Genomic DNA, 19922 nt, shown 5'->3' on the forward strand with positions numbered 1-19922 from the left:
AACCTTGTTCCATATTGTCAATATTGTTAGAAAAAAATAGAATAGAAAAAGAGACCTGTTCCCTTAGGAAGCAGGTCTCTCCATTTCTACTCTTATATCAGCTCCATACTTACTGCGAAGCTGCTTTTCTAATTCTGACAATGGAATGGAATCATTCAAAGCAAGCATCATTCGAATATCTTCCATTGCCTCTTCATATGTCATCCCTTGTTTTTCTTCGATATCATTTAACCGAACAATAATATAGTGTTCATCCACTTGAACAGGACCAGCAACATCGCCGATTTGGATTTCTTCCGCGAGCGTCATCATTTCCTCAGGCTGAAAAGGATCATTCTCTTCAATAAGCCCAAGTCTCCCTTTGGATTCACGGCTGTATTCATCCGTTGATTCGCTCTCTGCAACTTCTCCAAATGATTCACCCGCTTCAATCCGTTCAAGGACGTGATGTGCTGAATCAAGATCATCCACTTGGATCATAGAAATATCAAACAGACGTATAGGTTTATAATCTGCTTCATGTTCCTCATAGTACTCTTGAACTGCTTCTTCACTGACTGTAATGTCTTTTGTTGCAATTTCTTCAAGCAAAACTTGATAGGTTGCCTCTGCTCTCAATTCTTCTAAGCTCATCCCAAACTGATTCCACATCTCATCATAAAAAGCTTGTTCTGAGGAATAGCCCTCCATTGAAGATTGCAGTTCTTTGTCAACTTGAGACTCGGTTACAGTCAGCCCTTGTAACTTAGCTTCAGCGAGAACAGCCTGACGATTAAGCATTTCCATTAAAACTTTGTTGCCATAACGTGTCTTAAGCGCATCTACCCATTGCTTCTCCGAAATCATCTGCCCTGCAATACTTGCCACCGGCTCTTTCAAATCTGAAGCACTTAGGTCTATATCTGTACTCGAATCGTTCATCCTGTTAAGAATAAACGCCCCCATAAAAATAACACCTACGCTCAGCACGACGACAGTCACCCAAAGTCCTTTTTCTTGTTTCGTCATCCCATCTCATCTACCCCATAACGGTTTTAGCTTCTCGCTTGCTCAAGAATGGTTTCCAGGTCACTTTTCGTAAATTCATATGCTTCATTACAGAACTGACACACGACTTCAGCTCGGCCTTCTTCTTCAATTAAATCAGTAAGCTCTGCTTCTCCAAGCGAGATCAGTGTTTGCTCTACACGTTTACGATTACACTGACACTGGAAGACGATATCCATGCTATCATGGATTACAACATCCGGTAAAATCTTGCGGAGCATCTCTTCCACATCAAGCCCCTGATCCAGTAGAGTCGTTACCGGCGGCATATTACTAATTGCATCCTCAATCGCCGAAATTTCCTTATCATTCAGTCCAGGCAAGAGCTGAATAATAAATCCTCCAGCTACAAGAACAGAATTATCTGTATCAACTAAGACACCAAGACCTACTGCAGAAGGTGTTTGTTCTGATTTAGCAAAATAATAGGTAAAGTCTTCGCCCAATTCACCTGAAATGATTGGAGTACTTCCACGGTACGGTTCTTTGAGGCCAAGATCCTTGGTTATATGAATAAACCCGGAGGTACCTACAGCTCCAGCTACATCAAGTTTGCCCTTGCTATTACTTGGTAAGTGGACATGCGGATTCTTAACGTATCCTCTCACTTCACCTTTCGCATTCGCATCGGCTACAATCTGACCAACAGGTCCATCCCCGTTTACTTGAATCGTCAGTTTTTCTTCCCCTTTTAACATCGCACCCATAATGGCAGTAGCCGTAACCGTCCGCCCCATTGCAGCTGTTGTCGTAGGAAATGTATCATGTCTTCTTCTCAATTCTTCTACCAAATTCGTTGTACGGATCGAAAATGCGCGAACACGTCCACCTAAAGCTGTACCACGAACCAATCTGTCTTTCATCTTTTCCATTCTGTTATGCTCCTTCTGTGTCGTCCTATTTGTAATTCATAAGGCAAGCTAGACTGCTTCCTTATGAAGATTGTGCAAATTCAAATTTCGTCTAAGTCGGCACTCTCTTTATTGTAATCGAAAAAGATAATGGAATAAAGGTGACTGCCTGTCCCTTTTTCCATTATCTTTTATTCAGTAAGGTTATCCCTTATTGCGTTCATATATAATCCGCAGACCCTCAAGGGTCAACATTGGACTTACCACTTCGATGGTTCTTGTCTCGCTTGCAATCAGTTCTGCCAGCCCGCCCGTAGCGATTACTTTTGGTGTAGCTTGCATTTCTTCCTTAATTCGCTCCACGATTCCATCAACCTGTCCTGCATAACCGAAAATAATACCTGCTTGCATGGCGTGTATGGTATTGCGCCCGATTACTTTCTTCGGTTTTTCGAGTTCAATACGCGGCAATTTGGAAGCTCGTTGATACAATGCTTCAGTAGAAATCCCAATGCCCGGTACAATGGCTCCGCCCAGGTAGTTACCCTCTCCATCTATACAATCAAAGGTCGTTGCGGTACCGAAATCAACCACTACTAGAGGGCAGTTAAACTGCTCAATTGCAGCTACTGCATTCACAATCCGGTCCGCACCTACCTCACGAGGATTCTCATAACGAAGATTCAACCCTGTTTTGATGCCAGGACCAACGATCAGCGGTTTCTTCCCAACATATTTAATACACATTTCCTCCAGCACATTCACCAGCGGCGGTACAACAGAAGAGATGATAATTCCTTCGATTTCTGAAGTTGATATACCAGACATCTGAAAAAAGCTATGAGTGAGAATACCGTACTCATCTACAGTTGACTGTCTGGAGGTGCTGATACGAAAATGATGAAGAAGCTCACGGTGCTTGTATATACCAAGCACAATATTACTATTACCTACATCTACTACAAGGATCAAAGAGGATTATCCTCCTTTCTTTTCGTTTAAATCAAGACTGATATCTAGGCTTTCAAAGGAGTAAGTGAGTCTTCCTACGGAGATAATATCCACTCCGGTCTCAGCTATACCACGGATTGTGGCAAGAGAAACATTACCCGAAGCTTCTATTTTAACACGAGGGGCTGCCTCACGGATATGCCTAACTGCCTCACGCATCATCTCTTCACTCATATTGTCGAGCATAATGATATCTGCTCCTGCCTCAATGGCCTCTTTTACTTGGAATAGGTTCTCTGTCTCCACTTCAATTGTCATGGTGTGCGGGATACCTGCTCTTGCTCGTTCAATAGCTTGTGTTATTCCTCCAGAACCCTTGATGTGATTATCTTTGATCATAACTGCATCATACAGTCCGAACCGATGATTATATCCTCCACCGACCCGTACTGCATATTTTTCAAGTTGGCGATGACCTGGTGTTGTCTTTCGTGTATCAACTAACCGCACCGGAAGATCGGCAATCACATCTACATAAGTACGAGTTCTGGATGCAATTCCTGAGAGCCGCTGCAATAAATTTAAGGCCAGCCTCTCGCCTGTCAGTATGCTATGTGTACTTCCCTCTACTACACAGAGTATTGTCCCCTTTACTGCCAGGTCTCCATCCTTTACTTCTGCACGAAATTCAAGCGAAGGATCAACGATATGAAAAACAAGTGCTGCAATAGAGATTCCAGCAATAATTCCGCCTTCTTTTGCATGAATTACAGCTTTGGACTGATGACCTTCGGGGATCGTAGCTAAGGTTGTAACATCTCCGGAACCAACATCTTCCCCAAGCCAACTTTTAATTGATTGGGTTAATACCTCATTATATACATTAAGTAGCATGGCTAACTTCCTCCGCAATTTTACGTTCACGCTGCTGTACCGTGTGTTTCCGCCACAAAAGATCGTTACAATCAGGATAATCCTCCCGATAATGAGCTCCTCGGCTCTCTTTGCGGTGAAGTGCTCCCTCGGTAACCAGTATGGCGCACGTAAGTAGATTGGCATACTCATATTCTTCTTGTGTAGTAAGGCTTGTATTAAATAGAACTAATTCCTTGTCGAGTACCGATCTTGCTTGTAATAAACCTTGTTCGGAGCGTCGAAGTCCTACTCCCCGTACCATTGCTTTCTGCAGGGCAAGTCTTCTAGCATGAATCGAACTGGCTGCTACGGAAGCTTCCTTTCTTGTAAGGGAAGGAACGAAAGGAACAAATTCCTCTAGAGGAGTGAGCTCGCGTATGCGATCTACAATTCTCTTTCCGAAAACAATAGCTTCCGATAAAGAATTGCTGGCCAGCCGATTTGCTCCATGGACACCGGTAGATGACACCTCTCCGCAGGCAAAAAGACGCTGAACACTGCTTTCTCCTTGTAGATCTGTCTTCACTCCGCCCATCATATAGTGAGCAGCAGGTGCTACAGGAATCCAATCCGAAGCCATATCCAGGCCGTAGTTCATACAGGTCTCATAAATTGTCGGAAAACGAAACTTGATCCGGTCAAGGGTCTCATGGGTGATATCTAGATATACCTGGGTTGCATTCGTAAGTTCCATCTCACTAACAATCGCTCTTGCTACAATGTCACGCGGAGCCAGCTCGAGCTGTGGATGGTATTTATGCATAAACCGTTCACCCCGGATATTACGAAGCACTGCTCCTTCTCCGCGTACGGCCTCAGATATTAGAAAACGAGGAGCTCCTGGATAACAAAGGGACGTTGGATGAAATTGAATGAATTCCATGTCACGTATTTCCGCCCCTGCCCGGTAAGCCATAGCTATACCGTCCGCAGTAGCCACTTCCGGGTTTGTGGTATATCGATATAGTTGGCCGGCTCCTCCAGAGCAGAGTACAACAGCATTTGCTTTTACATAGATTCGTCCTCCATCAGCATCCTGTACAATAGCACCCCTGCACTCACCGGACTGTGTTACAAGATCAATCACAAAATGCTTATCCCATACCTTAATAGATGTGTGAGAAGCAACGTGTTTCGCTAATGCTCTTACAATCTCGTACCCCGTTGCATCTCCATTTGCATGCAAAATCCGGCGATGACTGTGAGCCCCTTCCTGTGTTAATGCTAGTTCCCCATTCTCTATATCAAAAGCAGTTCCTAAACCAATTAATTCTTTGACTCTTTGAGGCCCCTCGCTAACAAGCACGTTCACAGCCTCTTCCCGGCACAGTCCTGCTCCTGCAGTGAGCGTATCCTGCATATGATAGGCAGGTGAATCATCCTCTGCGGTAACTGCTGCAATTCCACCCTGGGCATATCTCGTGTTGCTCTCTAGCAACGTTCTTTTCGTGATCAAAAGAATCTGCCGATCCTCACTTGCCTCGATTGCTGTAAACAATCCTGCTATACCTGTACCGATAACAAGCAGATCTGTCTCCATCTGAGGTAAAGCCGCTATATCCAAATCAATTAAGTAAGAAGGAATCATGGGGCATACTCACCTGTCTCATATAAAGTAGCTCACGTAATCATGCATATATAGAAAAGGGGGCCAACTTTCATCTGAAAGCCTCCCCTTGATCCTATTTTACTTGTAACATGCGCTCTAGGGATAAACGTGCACGATCGGCAACAGCAGGAGGTACATAAATTTCCGGCTTCATTGTCTCCAGCGCTTTTACTAGTTTCTTGAGGTTATTCACTTTCATATTTGGGCAAACAAGAAATTTGGTCGCAAAGTGAAAGGTTTTGTCGGGGCTGTCTACTCGCAGTTGATAACCTGTACCATCTTCTGTACCGACGATAAACTGTTTGCGGTCGGACTTTTTACAGTATTCGAGAATCGCTGTAGTACTGCCTACAAAATCGCCCATCTCAACCACTTCTGGGCGGCATTCCGGATGAACAACGAATTCTGCATCAGGATATTTAGCACGCATTTCCACCACATCTTTTATCGTTAGCATGTCATGTGTATTGCAGTACCCTTCCCATATGATCATTTTCTTATCGGTATGCTGCTGAACATAATGTCCAAGATTTTTATCAGGAACCCATATAATTTCTTCTGCATCAAGTGATTGAATCACTTTTACCGCGTTAGCAGAAGTACAGCATATATCTGTCTCGGCTTTAATCTCAGCAGAAGAGTTAATGTATGTAACGACCTTTGCATTCGGATGCTGCTCTTTTAACTTGCGAAGTCCTTCTACGTTGACCATATCCGCCATGGGACAGCCCGCACGTTCATCGGGAATGATTACTTTTTTGTTTGGAGCTAAAATTTTAGCACTTTCCCCCATAAAATGAACACCGCAAAAAACTATGACTTCGGCATCGGTTTCTGCTGCCTTCTGAGCTAAAAGAAAAGAGTCTCCACGAAAGTCTGCTACTTCCTGAATTTCATCTCGCTGATAATAATGAGCAAGTATAATCGCATTCCGTTCCTTCTTTAGTACCTTTAGTCGCTCTTTCAACTCACGATTCATCTCGGCCTTACGTTCTAGTGCCTGAACCTCCACTGTTGACCCTCTCCTTTTATGGAATAGCGAATCATACGTTCACTTTGCAGTGTATGATGGCGCTTGTTAATCGATTCACAAAGTCTAATACAGAACTTCCTTTTGTTTACAACTAATTTACACGGCGCATCGTGACCTGTCAATTCACAAAATAGACGCAATTTAAAGCTAAACATCGTAATACAACAAAAAAACCGGAGAACATAAGCTGTTCTCCGGTTTTTCGTTATAGCAACCTTATGAAGTTGGTTTATTCTTATCTGGATCAATTGGAGGGGTAGATTCCGAATCCGGCTGATTAGGAACATTGTTTGGAATTTCTTCTGCTGGTGTTCCGCCGTTGTTATCTTTTCCTTGAATGCGAACTCTAACATCACCGACATTGTCGATGATTGGCTCTCCGCTTTCAGAAGATTCTCCCGTAGTTCCTTCTTCTTTTTCGGTAATCACTCCGTTTTCGATCAACTGCTTGATATCTTCAAGATCAAGTGTCTCTCTTTCGAGTAGTGTTTCCGCAATAAGGTGAACTTCTTTAGAATACTTGGTCAGCAAATCTTTTGCTTTCTCGTAGCATTCTGTAACCATACGGTGCATTTCTTTATCAATCTCATATGCAATGGAATCACTGTAGTTCGGTTCATGTCCGAAGTCACGACCCAAGAAGACTTGCCCTTGAGCATTACCAAACTGCAATGGTCCGAGTTTTTCACTCATACCATATTCCATTACCATGCTTCGAACGATACTTGTTGCTTGTTGGAAGTCACTATAGGCACCTGTACCAATTTCACCGATAAACAGCTCCTCAGATACACGTCCACCTAATAATCCTGTTACTTTATCAAGCAATTCTTGCTTCGTAGCGAGCATACGATCTTCTTTTGGCATCATAATTACGTATCCGCCTGCACGACCACGAGGTACGATCGTAACTTTGTGAACCATATCAGCATGCTCCAAGAAGTAACCCACAATCGTGTGACCAGCTTCATGGAAAGCAACGATCCGTTTTTCACGGTCGCTAACTACGCGGCTTTTCTTCTCTGTACCAACAATTACACGGTCAATCGCTTCATCCATCTCACGCATCGAGATATCTTTACGATTACGTCTGGCAGCAAGAAGGGCTGCTTCATTGAGTAAGTTCTCAAGATCTGCACCAGTAAAGCCGGTTGTACGTTTCGCAATGACATCCATCTTCACATCTTTAGTAAGAGGTTTGTTACGAGCATGTACTTTAAGAACAGCTTCACGGCCTCTTACATCAGGACGGTCAACTGTAATTTGACGGTCAAAACGTCCTGGACGAAGAAGTGCAGGGTCAAGAATATCTTGACGGTTCGTTGCAGCAATGATAATAATACCTTCGTTTGCTCCGAATCCATCCATCTCTACGAGCAATTGGTTTAGTGTCTGCTCACGCTCGTCATGTCCACCGCCGAGTCCAGCACCACGCTGACGACCAACCGCATCAATCTCATCAATAAAGATGATACATGGAGCATTTTTCTTCGCATTTTCGAACAAGTCACGCACACGGGATGCACCGACACCGACAAACATTTCGACGAAGTCAGAACCCGAGATACTGAAGAATGGTACACCCGCTTCCCCAGCGACAGCTCGTGCAAGGAGTGTTTTACCTGTTCCCGGAGGACCATTCAGTAGAACCCCTTTTGGAATTCTAGCACCCACTGCAGCGAATTTACGAGGATCTTTTAGGAACTCAACCACTTCGATAAGCTCTTGCTTCTCTTCGTCTGCTCCTGCAACATCTTCGAAAGTAATCTTTTTCTTCTCTTCGTTATATAAACGTGCACGGCTCTTACCAAAGTTCATCACTTTGCCGCCGCCGCCTTGCGCCTGATTAAACAGGAAGAAGAAGAGGACAAACATCAAAATAAGAGGTATAAACGACGTTAGTAGTGTCAGCCAAATACTGTCACCCTTCATCGGTTTCGCTTCCATTGCTATTCCGTTCGCTTCACTTGCATCCGCAATTTCTTGGACTGCAGCATCAGTAGCAGGAATGTAGGTAATAAAGTTTTTGGCTTTTTCAGCAGGTGGGGTCACATACTCTCCCGTCACCTGGTAGGCATATCCATCAAACTGAATACTTAAATTCTCTACGTTATTTGCAGATAATTCCTGACGAAACTCGTTGTATTTAGGGGTATCAGCCGCTTCACTTCCACCATTAATAACCTGGTAGATGCCGACTACAACTAAAAATAAAATTAGATAAAAACCAGAATTCCGGATGAACCGATTCATCCCCTACCTCCTCTCGAGACACTTTAGTTATTTTACCATAGCCATTCTGCCCTTCTCAACAAATGGGCAAACGCGATTCTATCATTTTTCTGCCGGGATTTTAGCTAGTGTAAATCTCCGGTTTCAGAATTCCGATATAAGGCAGGTTCCGGTAATGTTCAGCATAATCCAAACCGTAGCCAACTACAAATGCATCCGGCAGAACAAATCCTGTGTAATCTGCTTCAAGATTAACAGAACGGCCAGATGGTTTGTCAAACAAGGTAACCACCGTTGTTGATTTAGCACCTCTATTTTGCAGAAGTTCAATCAAATGACTGAGCGTAAGCCCGCTATCGATGATATCTTCTACAATAAGAACATCGCGTCCCTCAACCGTTTGGTCTAAATCCTTGATGATCTTGACTACACCGGAAGACTTGGTAGAAGCACCATAACTTGATACAGCCATAAAGTCCATTTCAAGAGGCACTGTTATGTTTTTAACCAAATCAGCCATAAATATAAACGCACCTTTAAGTACACAAATGACTAAAGGGTTACGATCAGCGAATTCCTTGCTTAATACTTCGCCTAGTTCCTTGATTTTACCTTGAATTTCTTCTTCACTAATTAAAATTTCTTGAATATCGTTCTGCAACGTTAGTGAACCCCCTAAAGTTATACTATGAAAGTCTTATCTGCACCATTACTGTCAACCACCTGCGCGTTAAAGCTACTCGATCCACATTTGAATGACCTGTGCAGATTGATCGGTTACGGGAGCATGAATGGAGCGTCTTACGCCCGGAATCCAGATGATGTTTCCTTCAACATCACACACCAAGGGAATACGAGAACGCAGTGACGGCGGAATTTTGGCATCGATAAAAATATCTTTTACCTTTTTACTTCCGTTTAATCCCATCACTTTCATGGTATCTCCAGGTAATCGTGCTCTTACGGTAAGCGGCCAGTGAAGTTTGCTCAAATCAAACTGCGCTTCATTAGCAGTTATCGGCCTATGCATCCCCTTTAAATGAACCATATGGATGGTTCTTTCAATCTCCTTAAGGTAGAGAAACGTATCTCCCTCTGGAGAAGGCAACTGATAACTGTAATGTTCAGATTCAGACTTCCGGGCAGTAAAAATGATACTGTTATATTCCCGCATACAAACGATCCCTTGACCTATATCAAGAATCCATGTCGTTGGTTCGGTCTGAACCACTCCCTTACGTATGGATTCAATTCTTGAAAAAGTAGCAAAATCATCGTTTGAAGGCAGATAATTTAATATTAATTTAATGAGCCTTCGTTGTAAAGCGACATGTAGCCCCTTAAACGCAGGCACAGAAAAGGTTAGTCGATCACCTGACTTCAAAACTATATCGGCAAAGGTTTGCTCTGCTACAGCTTCCATATAGTCATCTTCTGTGCTTATAACTTCGGCCATCCGATATAGGGATTCCTTTAGCTGCCCATTATATTGCCCCAAAAAAGGAAGCACATCCAGTCGGATCGCATTTCTAAGATATTTACGATTCATATTACTACTATCAATAAGATAAGGAAGCCCCTCTTTTTCACAGAGCTTTTCCAAGTCCGTCTTGGTAATACGTAAACATGGCCTAATAAGTTCCACGTTTTTTTCAGTTCGCTTGATTTTCATACCCGAAAGTCCCGAAGCACCACTTCCGCGCAGCATATGTAACATAACCGTCTCAGCCTGATCGTCGGCATGATGTGCCAGAGCTATGCTATTTGCCTTGTACTTCACTGCAACTTCGTGAAGAAAAGCATACCTTCTTTCACGGGCAGCATCCTGTGAATTCCGCCCAGTCTCCTCTAAATACTTCGGCATATTTAGATGAACCATTTCAAAAGGAATGTGCAGCGATTCTGCGTATTTTTGTACCAGCTCAGCTTCAGCATCCGACTCTGCACGAAAGCCATGATGTACATGGGCACAGATCAGTGTGAGCGGTGTACGATAGAGAGATATTTGATGAAGAATATGTAAAAGAGCCACAGAATCCGCCCCACCGGATACTGCGACTACAATCCGGTGACCCGGTTTCCACAAATGATACTCCTCTGCTGTAGCAGCAATCTGCATTACCGTAGGTTCAAGTTTCGGTCCTTCCATGATGTTCCTCTTTTCTAACTCAGATATTCCAGGTATGTACCCTCTAATTTTAGCGAAGCATCAGCATCACTGCCCCAGCCATAATTAGAGCTGATAACGCAAAAGATGGAATTAACCATCCTGGGTTTGTTTCTGATGAAGCGTTCTTAGGTCCGCTCTTTACTCTGTAGACATGCTTTTTCCACGAAAAAAAAGCATCCTCTGCATCGTCATAATAACCCTGTATTGCCTTTAGAAGCCAACTTCTATATGGCGCTAGCCGTTCGCTCTTTTGAATGATAGTTAAAAGTGAGGGTATTCCCCTTAGTTGAGGAAGACTGTCCCCTGTGATTCTTCTCAGTTCTTCTCCCTCCAGAAGATGAATTAGAAGAAGAGCAAAGGAAAACACATCATATTTCTGATCTGCGACACGGCTGCCTGCATTCCAGTACCCTCTATCATACCATTCTGTGAACTGCTTTACGCTGCGTCCTACAGGACTCGCTCCTCCATAATCAATGAGCTCCACCTCACCATATGAAGAAACAAGTACATTTTGTGGCTTCAAATCACAGAATATATATCCTAACCGGTGCAGCTCAGCGAGCTTTTTTAAAATCCTAAGCCCGACAAGCATCGTCCAGTCCGGTCCATTTTTACGGATAAATAAATGAAGCGGCTCACCTCTGACATAGGTCATGACATAAAAAGAAATCTCACTACCGCCAGCCTGGTAATTATCCACTTCTTTTAAGTAGGAAGAGAATCCATTTCCACCAGCAAGGTCATCCTTCTTCGCTAAGGAAGTAAGAACATTAATCTCCGACTGCAAATCAAGCGGATTAAAACCCATCTTGAGCGCATACCGGCCTCCACCCGGTTCACGCTGAACCAAATAAACGATCCCATTTGCTCCCTTACCCAGCACCCTCTGAATAATATATTTATTATTCTTCCATTTGCCGGTAACTACAGTTCCAGGAGTAAGATCAGGATCCAGCGGCATAGTCACCATGCATCCCTTCTTTTGCTCCGTAATCGCTATAATACAGGTCATTCTCGTTTAGTGTACCATAACGATAATAATCAATCACCTTTAATATTGCGGGTCCGGTAGGTGTTGCACCTCTCATATCCAGCTTAGTAAAAACCGATCGAAGTGCGTTTATGTCGCTTGTCCAGTTGATATCCAGTACTGCATTTTCACTACCTTGTCTCCCGGGAAAATGAAATACAGAAATCTGACTTCTACCTTCACGCGCTTGAAGGCTGAGCATCAAATCTCGAATTCCTTCTTCTACAGCAGCCAGTTTTGGCTTCATACTAGCACTTGCATCAATAAGTACAGCTACTTGAAGCGGTGTGGTTTCTGTCAAATGATCCAGTACTTGAACCACCTCTGCGCGCTGATGCAAAGGAAGTTCAGCTATACTGCCCGTACTTTTGCCCAGAATTTGTTTAAGCTCTTTATTAACCGCTAGTTCAATGGTCTGAACCACCGTTTTTCGCGTCATCATCTGCATGGTTTTGGCTAATACAGGTGTACCTACAATCCGGCTTATTCCACCTCCTGCTTTGGCAATTGCTTCAATCTCTTGTCCCCCAAGATCACCAATGGTTCCATAATCGACCACACCCACTACATTCACTGTAATGCCTTCCTCCAAGGCATTTGCAGCAGCAAGTACTGGATTTGAACCAACATTAGAGCATCCGTCTGTTATGAGTAAAATTTGTCTCATCTTTCTCATCCCCTTTGGCTTTGAACTTATTCCTATTATTTCCATAATAGATTGGGTTCAAACGAGGACTTTACTTCTATAATAAATATTCACCGTCAGCTGACTGTCCTAGGCCGCTCCATTCGATCAATTCCCGGGATACGCAGTGTCGCCCATTCAGGGCTAAAGTGATCCACTTTGCCAACGACAACCGTCATGTCATCATGAATCTTATTTTGCTGATAACGAATGACTCGCTCTAATAAGATATCGGCAATTTCTTGTGGATCTTCACTATCCATCTCCTGAATCATTCGTTTCATCCATATTTCTTTATTCACGGCGTACCCTGGTGCATCATATATACCGTCTGTCATCATAATGACGATATCACCTGGGAGCAGCTGCGTAGTGACGAGATCCACCTCAATATCTTTAATAATGCCAACGGGAAGATTGCTTGCTGATATCGGGATTACCTCTTCTCCTCTTTTAATAAAGCTGGGAGTAGATCCAATCTTCATAAATGTGGTCTGCGCTGAATACTGATCAATCAACGCCATATCCACGGTTGCAAAAAATTCTTCTGTAGATCGGAGCATCAGTATAGAATTGACTGATTTGATGGCAAGTTTTGCATCCATCCCTGATTGTAGCAGCTGTTCTAGGATACCTAAAGCGGTACTGCTCTCAAGCCTTGCTCGTTCTCCATTTCCCATCCCATCACTGAGTGCGACGACAAAGGTACCATTGCCAAGCTCAACTGTGCTGAAGCTATCGCCCGAAAGAAGGCCTCCACCCTTGGCTGCTCCAGCTACGCCTGTTGTGACTTCATATGTCTTGGCTGATCCGAAAGTTACAGTGGCAAGCCCCTGTTTTGGAAGAGTCATCGTTTCTTCAACAACCGCAATATGCTCACCGATAATATCAGATAAAAGCGGGGCAATAATTTTTCGGCATTCATCAAATCCTTTCGTATAGGCATGAACAATCTCAATCTCGACTTTACCTGCGTCCAGGTTAATAATGTCGATACTATGAATGGATAGACCAAGCTGCTCCAACGCTGATCTAATCTGTTCCTCTTGCTTGTGCATTACCTTTGTTTCCCGCTGTATTTCCCGTGCCAGGTCCTCCATTACCTGAGACACGCCGGATAATTGTTCTGCTACAAGCATTCTACTGTCGTATATTTGGCGTTTCCATTGCATATTATCTTGGTATAGCCCGTACTGACGCTTCATCACATCAAGTACAGCCCCCGTCTTCGCACAACTTTTTGTCCAGGATGCTGGAATGTCCTTTGCCTGAAAATCCGGATTTTCTTCAATCGCAGTCATCATTTTTGTCATATACTTATAGGTCTGATAGAACTTTCCGTCCCAACACTGCTCTTGTTTGAAACAAGATGTACAAGTTCCTTCCGCGACAGCATTCATGAAATGTTCCATATCTTGCTGTCCTTGTCCCATCTCATTAACACCGGACATCTGATCAAAACTCTTAGATAACTGCTTAAACACTTGTGAGAAACGGTTTACCCGCTCCGCAGTCAGGTCCCTGATTCGCTTAGCGTATTCATGCTGAGAATAGCTATGATCCTGTGTCCCAGGTACATATTTAGAAATAACTTGTAACATGCTTTTAGGTGTCAGCAAAAAGAGAAGAATCGCAGCACAGCTTTCATACGTCGATGTGATTACATCACCTGTTCCACCTAAATAGATGGCTAAGATGGATGACCCAAGCAGCATCCCCAGAGATACACCCAGCTTCTTTCCTTCCTTCATCATTCCGGCCAGCATCCCTGCAAAAGCAAGCAAGCTCATCTGGTAAATGGCTGACATATTCGCCAGACTTAAGATCAGACCCGTAATTACACCTACTGATGCACCCAGCGGTGCCCCGCCTACAATGGCGAAGAGAAGTAACAGATATCTCGATAGTACATTTTCAGCTGATAAATGATAGACCGTAAATCCAACGGCTCCTGTCATAACGGATGCGAGTAAAATAATAAGACACAGGATCTCCTCGCTGCGGAGGTTTACATTCTTTTTCCGGTAAGTAAAGATCGGTATCGCCTGTATGAACACCATGGTGAGTACGAAGCTTAACACCGCGTCGATTGTCATCATTAGGACCGCGTACCATGTGAATGAGGGTCCGATCAGGACGGTAAACAAATTCACCATAAAAGCCGAGGTAAAAACCATGACTGGTGCATAAGATAATTCGGTTTTTCCAAAAGAGGATAGTCCTTTGTACAGCAGATAGAAGATACCTAGTTCGGCAGCGATGATAAAGAATGTTGGATAAGGCGAGAAAAAACTGCCGGCCAGAATTGCGGCTCCCACGGGAATCAAGAAATCTCTTCTCAAGAATAAAATAACGGCGAAATAGGCTATGGCAAAAGGTGAGAGTTCGTCTAATATCATAGCCTTTCCTAGCAAAAAACCCATCACCGTCAGCAGTATCATCCATTTTTTCTCGGATATGACTTGTACGGCCCGTAAGGATCCTATCCACGTCTTCATTCTCATGCTTACATCGGCACGCAGCTCTTTTCCCCGTTTACCAGCCTTGATCCCTGGAAAAGGAATCACATTCCATTTGTCCATATTTCGCTTCGCTCCCCAACGTTTGATTTGATGTTTCCCATTATAGTCAGCTTGTTCTGTGAAAGTTTGTCAGAAACTAAGATGTCACAAAAAGAAATTTCCGACAAAAACAGGGGGTCTGCGAAAGAACAGAGTTATGAATAAAAAGGACAGCCTATATAGGCTCAAGGAGAGTTATGACAATTTCAGCACTTACCAAGGCATCCCTATCTTAACCACAAAAGTCTAGCGATATGGAATGAGAATACTGGAACTAGCTTGAAAGATGTCGGACGATTCTTGAGATGCGACAAAAAAACCGCAGACTCTAAAGTCTGCGGTTCTCTCTATTCACGTACTTATATATGCAAGATCAGGTTGGTGACTTACACGCGTTTTGCGCCGCGACCTCCGCGTTTACCTTCGGTGTTCTTCTTCAACGACGAAATCCGCTCTTCACTGTCTTTCAGAAAGCGTGACACTTTATCCTCAAATGAAGGCTTGCCAAACGAAGGCTTGCCGGCAGAAGGTTTGTAAGGACGCCCTCCCCGTTCACGATTGTTATAGCTACCGCCGCCACTGTTACCACCAGTGCCGCCGCTAAATCGTTCTCTATCTCCTCCGGTACGTTCCGGTCTTGGTGTTCTTGGTGGACGAGCCTGCTGTTGTACTTCACCTGCTGGACGGTCAACCGCCTGCTTGATTGAAAGTCCAATTTTTCCGTCCTTGTCAACATTGATAACCTTAACAGTTACCGTATCATTAACTTTCAAATGATCGTTGACGTCTTTGACATAATTGTCAGCGATTTCCGAGATGTGAACGAGACCCGTGACACCTCCAGACAGATCCACGAATGCTCCGAAATGCGTGATGCCTGTCACTTTGCCCTCTAATTTGGTGCCCACTTCAATTGCCATAGAATAAAATGATCCTCCCTTAAAAATATACAACCCGATTTTTAAATCTGTTGCGGTAAATTAATTATACCTTATGGATTAAACCAAGGTCAACTGAACGAACGCCTGTTAACGCGCCTAATTTCGGTTAAAGTTGAACATAATTCCAGATAAAAAACAGAATTCAAGTTCTGTTGCTATATTATTCATCAACTGGGTAGATTGGTGTCTCCCCAGGTAAATACATTCCATATTTTTTTCGTGCAATTTGCCCAATATATTCAGGATCTTGAAGTCGGCTTACTTCCAGCTTAAGCTCTTCAAGTGCTTGATCTGTTTCTGTCTGTGTCGCCTTTATCTCCTGCAGCTTGGCACTCTTGTCCGCCATTTGAGTAGACTGATTAAAGAATGTGTATCCTGCCCATCCTGTGAAACAGATCATAAAGGCAAGCCATAGCATGATTCGCCTCCGAGCTCCTGTTACTTTGGTTTTCTGAGGTCCAGCTTGTGTTGAATTTTGAACAATGCGCCCAGACGATGATTTCATACGCGTACCTCCTTCATGATAGGTAGGAATTTGACCTAACCAGCTCGTTTTGTGAATAAGATCAGAACCAGTAGTTCCACCATTCTTTAACCCGATTGAATATACGTGCCATCCAGCTTGGAGTCTGCCATTTACTGATCAAGGGTCTTATCGGCAAATAAAGAAGTTTAAGAAACGGTCTAATTATGTAATAAACCATTCTGATCAGAAAAAGGAGAAGCGCCATAACAAAACCAAACAAAATCCGTAATAGCCGAAGTATACCTTTTATAGGAATGACTAAGATGACGTAAAGCGCACGGTAAAGTATATAACAGAACTTCTTTATAATTCCAATTAACATTACCACAAATTTTTGAGTCAAAATACTTAAAACCAAAAAATAGACCCAAACCCCTAAAAAAAGCCCCAAAAAGACATAAAATCGTAACTCACCATGGTTACTGGCATACAGCATGTTAAATACAAACACGGCTGCTGCGATCCAATATACCAAGTCGATTGTATGAATACTCCATCTCGGAAAACGGAACGAGAGAGACAGCACCCGGTAACTGTCGTAGACTATTCCTAGTGCCGCTCCCGAGAAGAGCATCCATCCTAATGTGATCCACTGAATTTCCGGATTCATTTGAACAACTTGCCGAGGATTCCTTTTCCGGATTTGGAACCTGAACCGGGATCTAAATAGGCAAGGAAACTTACATGACCTTCAATCGATAAGAGTCCCTCTTCGAGACTGAGGTTTTTAATATGTAAATTCTGCCCTCTAATGGTTAGGTGACCGAGCTCTGTCTTGAGTAGAAATTCCTCGTTATCGAAGCTCTCCACATTCAAAACACCTGTAATATCAAGTTGTTTCCGGTTCTGCATGGTAAGACTGTGCTGTTTCGGTTTCACATGGTCGATCATGGCATGTACCCCTCCCTTCTTACACCTAGCTTATGGGAGGTTAAGAAGGATTAGAACAGCAGCAGAAGGAAATAAAAAAGCGTGCTTCTCCCTCGTAATCAGGATTAGCACGCTTGTTACTGTAAAAACAAAGGTTAACTTAAAAAGTCCAACCCGTTATCTCTGGCAATAGGCTCTTCTTTCACCACGGTGAACAGACTCGAAGCCTCTTCTTTACGCGTGCTTTCTGCCAAACGTTCCACTCGAACGGTTACAAGTTTCTGACCGAACTGTACGGTAATTTCATCACCGACTTTGACAGTACTACTTGGCTTTGCCTCTCGTCCATTGATTAGGACTCTCCCCTGTTCGGAGACATCCTTAGCCACCGTACGGCGTTTAATCAGTCTCGAAACTTTAAGGAATTTATCTACTCTCATTATTTTACAGCTTCTTTAAGTTTATTTCCTGCCTTAAATGCAGGAACATTAGATTCTGGAATTTCAATTGTGTTTCCTGTTTGCGGGTTACGTCCTGTACGTCCAGAACGTCTGCGAGTTTCGAAAGTACCGAAGCCAATGAGTTGTACTTTGTCGCCATTTGCAAGGGCATCTGTAATTTCACCTAGGAAACCGTTAAGAACCGCTTCTACATCTTTTTTTGTAAGTCCACTTTTTTCTGAGATATTGTTTACCAAGTCTGTTTTATTCATTGTTAAAGGCCTCCCAAATTAAAGAAAATACGACGTGACTCCCTGCGTAAAAACGCTTCTTATTATCACGTGCCGTTACTACACTTCTATTCTTGCTCAGTCCTTGAAAATCCTGCCGCAATGCCTCTTTTTTTAATGTGGGACACGCAGTGGTTTCAAGTTTGGTAAAGAATACGACATTTTAGGTGTCGTTGTCAAACCAAGTCTAACTAATCGCGGCTATAGTGCTCCTACTACTCAAATACCCGCTATTTATGACTTTCAATCCGAATTCTAATGTTAGTAATCTTTCAGTTCCTGCTTCGCTTCCTGCCAGCAAGCTTCCATCTCTTCAAGTGTGCTGTCTTCGACCGTTTTCCCTTGCTCCGCAAGACGAGCTTCGATGTACTTGAATCTACGAGTGAATTTACGGTTTGTAGCAGCAAGTGCTTCCTCTGGATCGACCCCAATAAATCTAGAAATGTTAGCAGTAGCGAATAATACATCACCAAGCTCCAGCATCTGTTCTTCTGCGGCATAATTCAATTTAATTGCCTCTTTTAGCTCACCGAGTTCTTCCTCTACCTTAACAAACACATCTTCTACTTGATCCCAGTCAAAACCGACCTTTGATGCTTTCTTTTGAAGTTTGTAAGCTTTCATTAAGGCTGGAAGATCTCTAGGAATACCATCAAGTATAGAAGTTGCCTCGCTCACTTGTCCTTTGAGTTTCTTCTCTTCTGCTTTCATCGCTTCCCAGTTGGCTAGCGCTTCTCCAGCATCTTCTGCTTTATTGTCTCCGAAAACATGCGGGTGTCTGAAAATGAGCTTGTCATTCAGACCTTGAATGACGTCATAGACGTCAAATGTACCCAGCTCTTCTTCCATCTGAGCGTGTAGCATGATTTGAAGCAGCAAGTCGCCGAGTTCTTCTTTCATATGATCTGGGTCATCATCATCGATCGTCTCCAGGACTTCATAAGTTTCCTCAATCAGATTCTTGCGGATGGAAGCATGAGTCTGCTCGCGATCCCAAGGGCATCCTTCTGGGCTTCGCAAAATTTCTACAATTTCATGAAGACGACCAAAGGTGCGTCTCGTGAGCTGCTCATTGTCACTCTTTGGTACATAGATAAGTGATAAATTTCCGTATCCTTCTACACGATCCAGTTCATATAGCTCGACTTCCTGAATAACTTCCTGTCCTTCAATACCGAGCGCGTGTCCAACAATAACCTTAGTATCATCTGGATACACCTCCATCAGACTAAGCTTAACATCAGATGCAGTGAACACATCATACACTTGTCCAATTAATGTATGTAGTTTAGGTTGAAGCATCGAACCATCAATAATACCCGCATCAAGCAATTGGAATCCTTCGATCGGATCAAATCCAAGTCTTATAAATGCCTCATCCAGGAAGCTTTCTCCTCCAAGTATAGAGAGATCGATCCCCTGTTCTGAGCAGCGCTCTTTTAACAGCCCTACCGTTGCTTCTGCTACCATAGGATGTCCGGGTACAGCATACACGATTTCTTCTCCTACAGCCCCTTGCTTAGCAAGTTGAATGAGCTCGTTTGCAATACTATCATATACTTCTGGGAAAGAACTTTTTGCTTCATATATACGATCGAACGAAGTCAAAGATAAATGAAGATTTTCTAAATCTTTGCATACCGGATGATCAAGCGTTCGAACATAGATCGTACTTGCTTTTTGTAACCTTTTTAAAATGCCTAAAGTCAGTTGATCTTCCCCGCCTGAACCTAGACCAACAACTGTGATTGCTGCGCTCATGTTAACC

The 19922-nt window shown here is 43.3% G+C and carries 19 protein-coding genes; all 19 read right to left on the reverse strand.

What is annotated here, in order from left to right; translation table 11 throughout:
- Nucleotides 1-63 precede the first annotated feature (63 nt).
- Entirely contained in the window at nt 64-1008 is a 945-nt protein-coding gene (locus ACWPWY_RS18800) for a peptidyl-prolyl cis-trans isomerase (RefSeq protein WP_454193178.1), read from the reverse strand.
- Between the two features lie 26 nt (nt 1009-1034).
- Nucleotides 1035-1919: an Hsp33 family molecular chaperone HslO gene (gene hslO / locus ACWPWY_RS18805; protein ID WP_454193179.1), complete on the reverse strand. Its 885-nt coding sequence runs from the start codon at nt 1917-1919 to the stop codon at nt 1035-1037.
- Between the two features lie 183 nt (nt 1920-2102).
- Nucleotides 2103-2870 (reverse strand): type III pantothenate kinase, encoded by a 768-nt coding sequence (locus ACWPWY_RS18810; protein ID WP_454193180.1) that lies wholly within the window; start codon nt 2868-2870, stop codon nt 2103-2105.
- A 6-nt stretch (nt 2871-2876) separates the two neighbouring features.
- Nucleotides 2877-3743 (reverse strand): carboxylating nicotinate-nucleotide diphosphorylase, encoded by an 867-nt coding sequence (gene nadC, locus ACWPWY_RS18815; RefSeq protein ID WP_454193181.1) that lies wholly within the window; start codon nt 3741-3743, stop codon nt 2877-2879.
- Complete coding sequence (gene nadB, locus ACWPWY_RS18820) at nt 3733-5352, reverse strand: L-aspartate oxidase (protein ID WP_454193182.1); 1620 nt, start codon at nt 5350-5352, stop codon at nt 3733-3735. Before nadB ends, nadC begins: the two co-directional genes overlap by 11 nt.
- Before the next feature lie 94 nt (nt 5353-5446).
- Entirely contained in the window at nt 5447-6385 is a 939-nt protein-coding gene (gene nadA, locus ACWPWY_RS18825; RefSeq protein ID WP_213535559.1) for a quinolinate synthase NadA, read from the reverse strand.
- A 237-nt stretch (nt 6386-6622) separates the two neighbouring features.
- Nucleotides 6623-8659 (reverse strand): ATP-dependent zinc metalloprotease FtsH, encoded by a 2037-nt coding sequence (ftsH, locus tag ACWPWY_RS18830; RefSeq protein WP_454193183.1) that lies wholly within the window; start codon nt 8657-8659, stop codon nt 6623-6625.
- Between the two features lie 100 nt (nt 8660-8759).
- The gene (gene hpt, locus ACWPWY_RS18835; protein WP_191804417.1) at nt 8760-9299 is read right to left on the reverse strand and encodes a hypoxanthine phosphoribosyltransferase; all 540 of its coding nucleotides are present in this window, start codon (nt 9297-9299) and stop codon (nt 8760-8762) included.
- Nucleotides 9300-9374: 75 nt separating this feature from the next.
- Nucleotides 9375-10787, reverse strand: a complete 1413-nt coding sequence (gene tilS, locus ACWPWY_RS18840) for a tRNA lysidine(34) synthetase TilS (RefSeq protein ID WP_454193184.1) — start codon at nt 10785-10787, stop codon at nt 9375-9377.
- Between the two features lie 49 nt (nt 10788-10836).
- Complete coding sequence (locus ACWPWY_RS18845) at nt 10837-11778, reverse strand: serine/threonine protein kinase (RefSeq protein ID WP_454193895.1); 942 nt, start codon at nt 11776-11778, stop codon at nt 10837-10839.
- The gene (locus tag ACWPWY_RS18850) at nt 11756-12508 is read right to left on the reverse strand and encodes a hypothetical protein (protein WP_454193185.1); all 753 of its coding nucleotides are present in this window, start codon (nt 12506-12508) and stop codon (nt 11756-11758) included. The genes ACWPWY_RS18845 and ACWPWY_RS18850 overlap by 23 nt, the downstream gene beginning before the upstream one ends.
- Before the next feature lie 95 nt (nt 12509-12603).
- A complete protein-coding gene (spoIIE, locus tag ACWPWY_RS18855) occupies nt 12604-15030 on the reverse strand; it encodes a stage II sporulation protein E (RefSeq protein ID WP_454193896.1) in 2427 nt (808 codons plus the stop codon).
- Nucleotides 15031-15473: 443 nt separating this feature from the next.
- Nucleotides 15474-16007, reverse strand: a complete 534-nt coding sequence (locus ACWPWY_RS18860) for a S1 domain-containing RNA-binding protein (protein ID WP_454193186.1) — start codon at nt 16005-16007, stop codon at nt 15474-15476.
- 181 nt (nt 16008-16188) lie between these two features.
- Nucleotides 16189-16533, reverse strand: coding sequence for an FtsB family cell division protein (locus ACWPWY_RS18865; protein ID WP_454193187.1), 345 nt, complete (start codon nt 16531-16533; stop codon nt 16189-16191).
- Nucleotides 16534-16594: 61 nt separating this feature from the next.
- Nucleotides 16595-17164 carry a spore cortex biosynthesis protein YabQ gene (gene yabQ / locus ACWPWY_RS18870; protein ID WP_454193188.1) on the reverse strand — a complete coding sequence of 190 codons (570 nt, stop codon included), beginning with the start codon at nt 17162-17164 and terminating at the stop codon, nt 16595-16597.
- A complete protein-coding gene (gene yabP, locus ACWPWY_RS18875) occupies nt 17161-17445 on the reverse strand; it encodes a sporulation protein YabP (RefSeq protein WP_454193189.1) in 285 nt (94 codons plus the stop codon). The genes yabQ and yabP overlap by 4 nt, the downstream gene beginning before the upstream one ends.
- Before the next feature lie 134 nt (nt 17446-17579).
- The gene (locus ACWPWY_RS18880; RefSeq protein WP_454193190.1) at nt 17580-17864 is read right to left on the reverse strand and encodes an RNA-binding S4 domain-containing protein; all 285 of its coding nucleotides are present in this window, start codon (nt 17862-17864) and stop codon (nt 17580-17582) included.
- Nucleotides 17864-18136: an HU family DNA-binding protein gene (locus ACWPWY_RS18885; RefSeq protein WP_160036669.1), complete on the reverse strand. Its 273-nt coding sequence runs from the start codon at nt 18134-18136 to the stop codon at nt 17864-17866. Before ACWPWY_RS18885 ends, ACWPWY_RS18880 begins: the two co-directional genes overlap by 1 nt.
- Before the next feature lie 279 nt (nt 18137-18415).
- Nucleotides 18416-19915, reverse strand: a complete 1500-nt coding sequence (gene yabN / locus ACWPWY_RS18890) for a bifunctional methyltransferase/pyrophosphohydrolase YabN (protein WP_454193191.1) — start codon at nt 19913-19915, stop codon at nt 18416-18418.
- Nucleotides 19916-19922 lie beyond the last annotated feature (7 nt).

It is taken from the genome of Paenibacillus sp. Marseille-Q7038 (assembly GCF_965111595.1).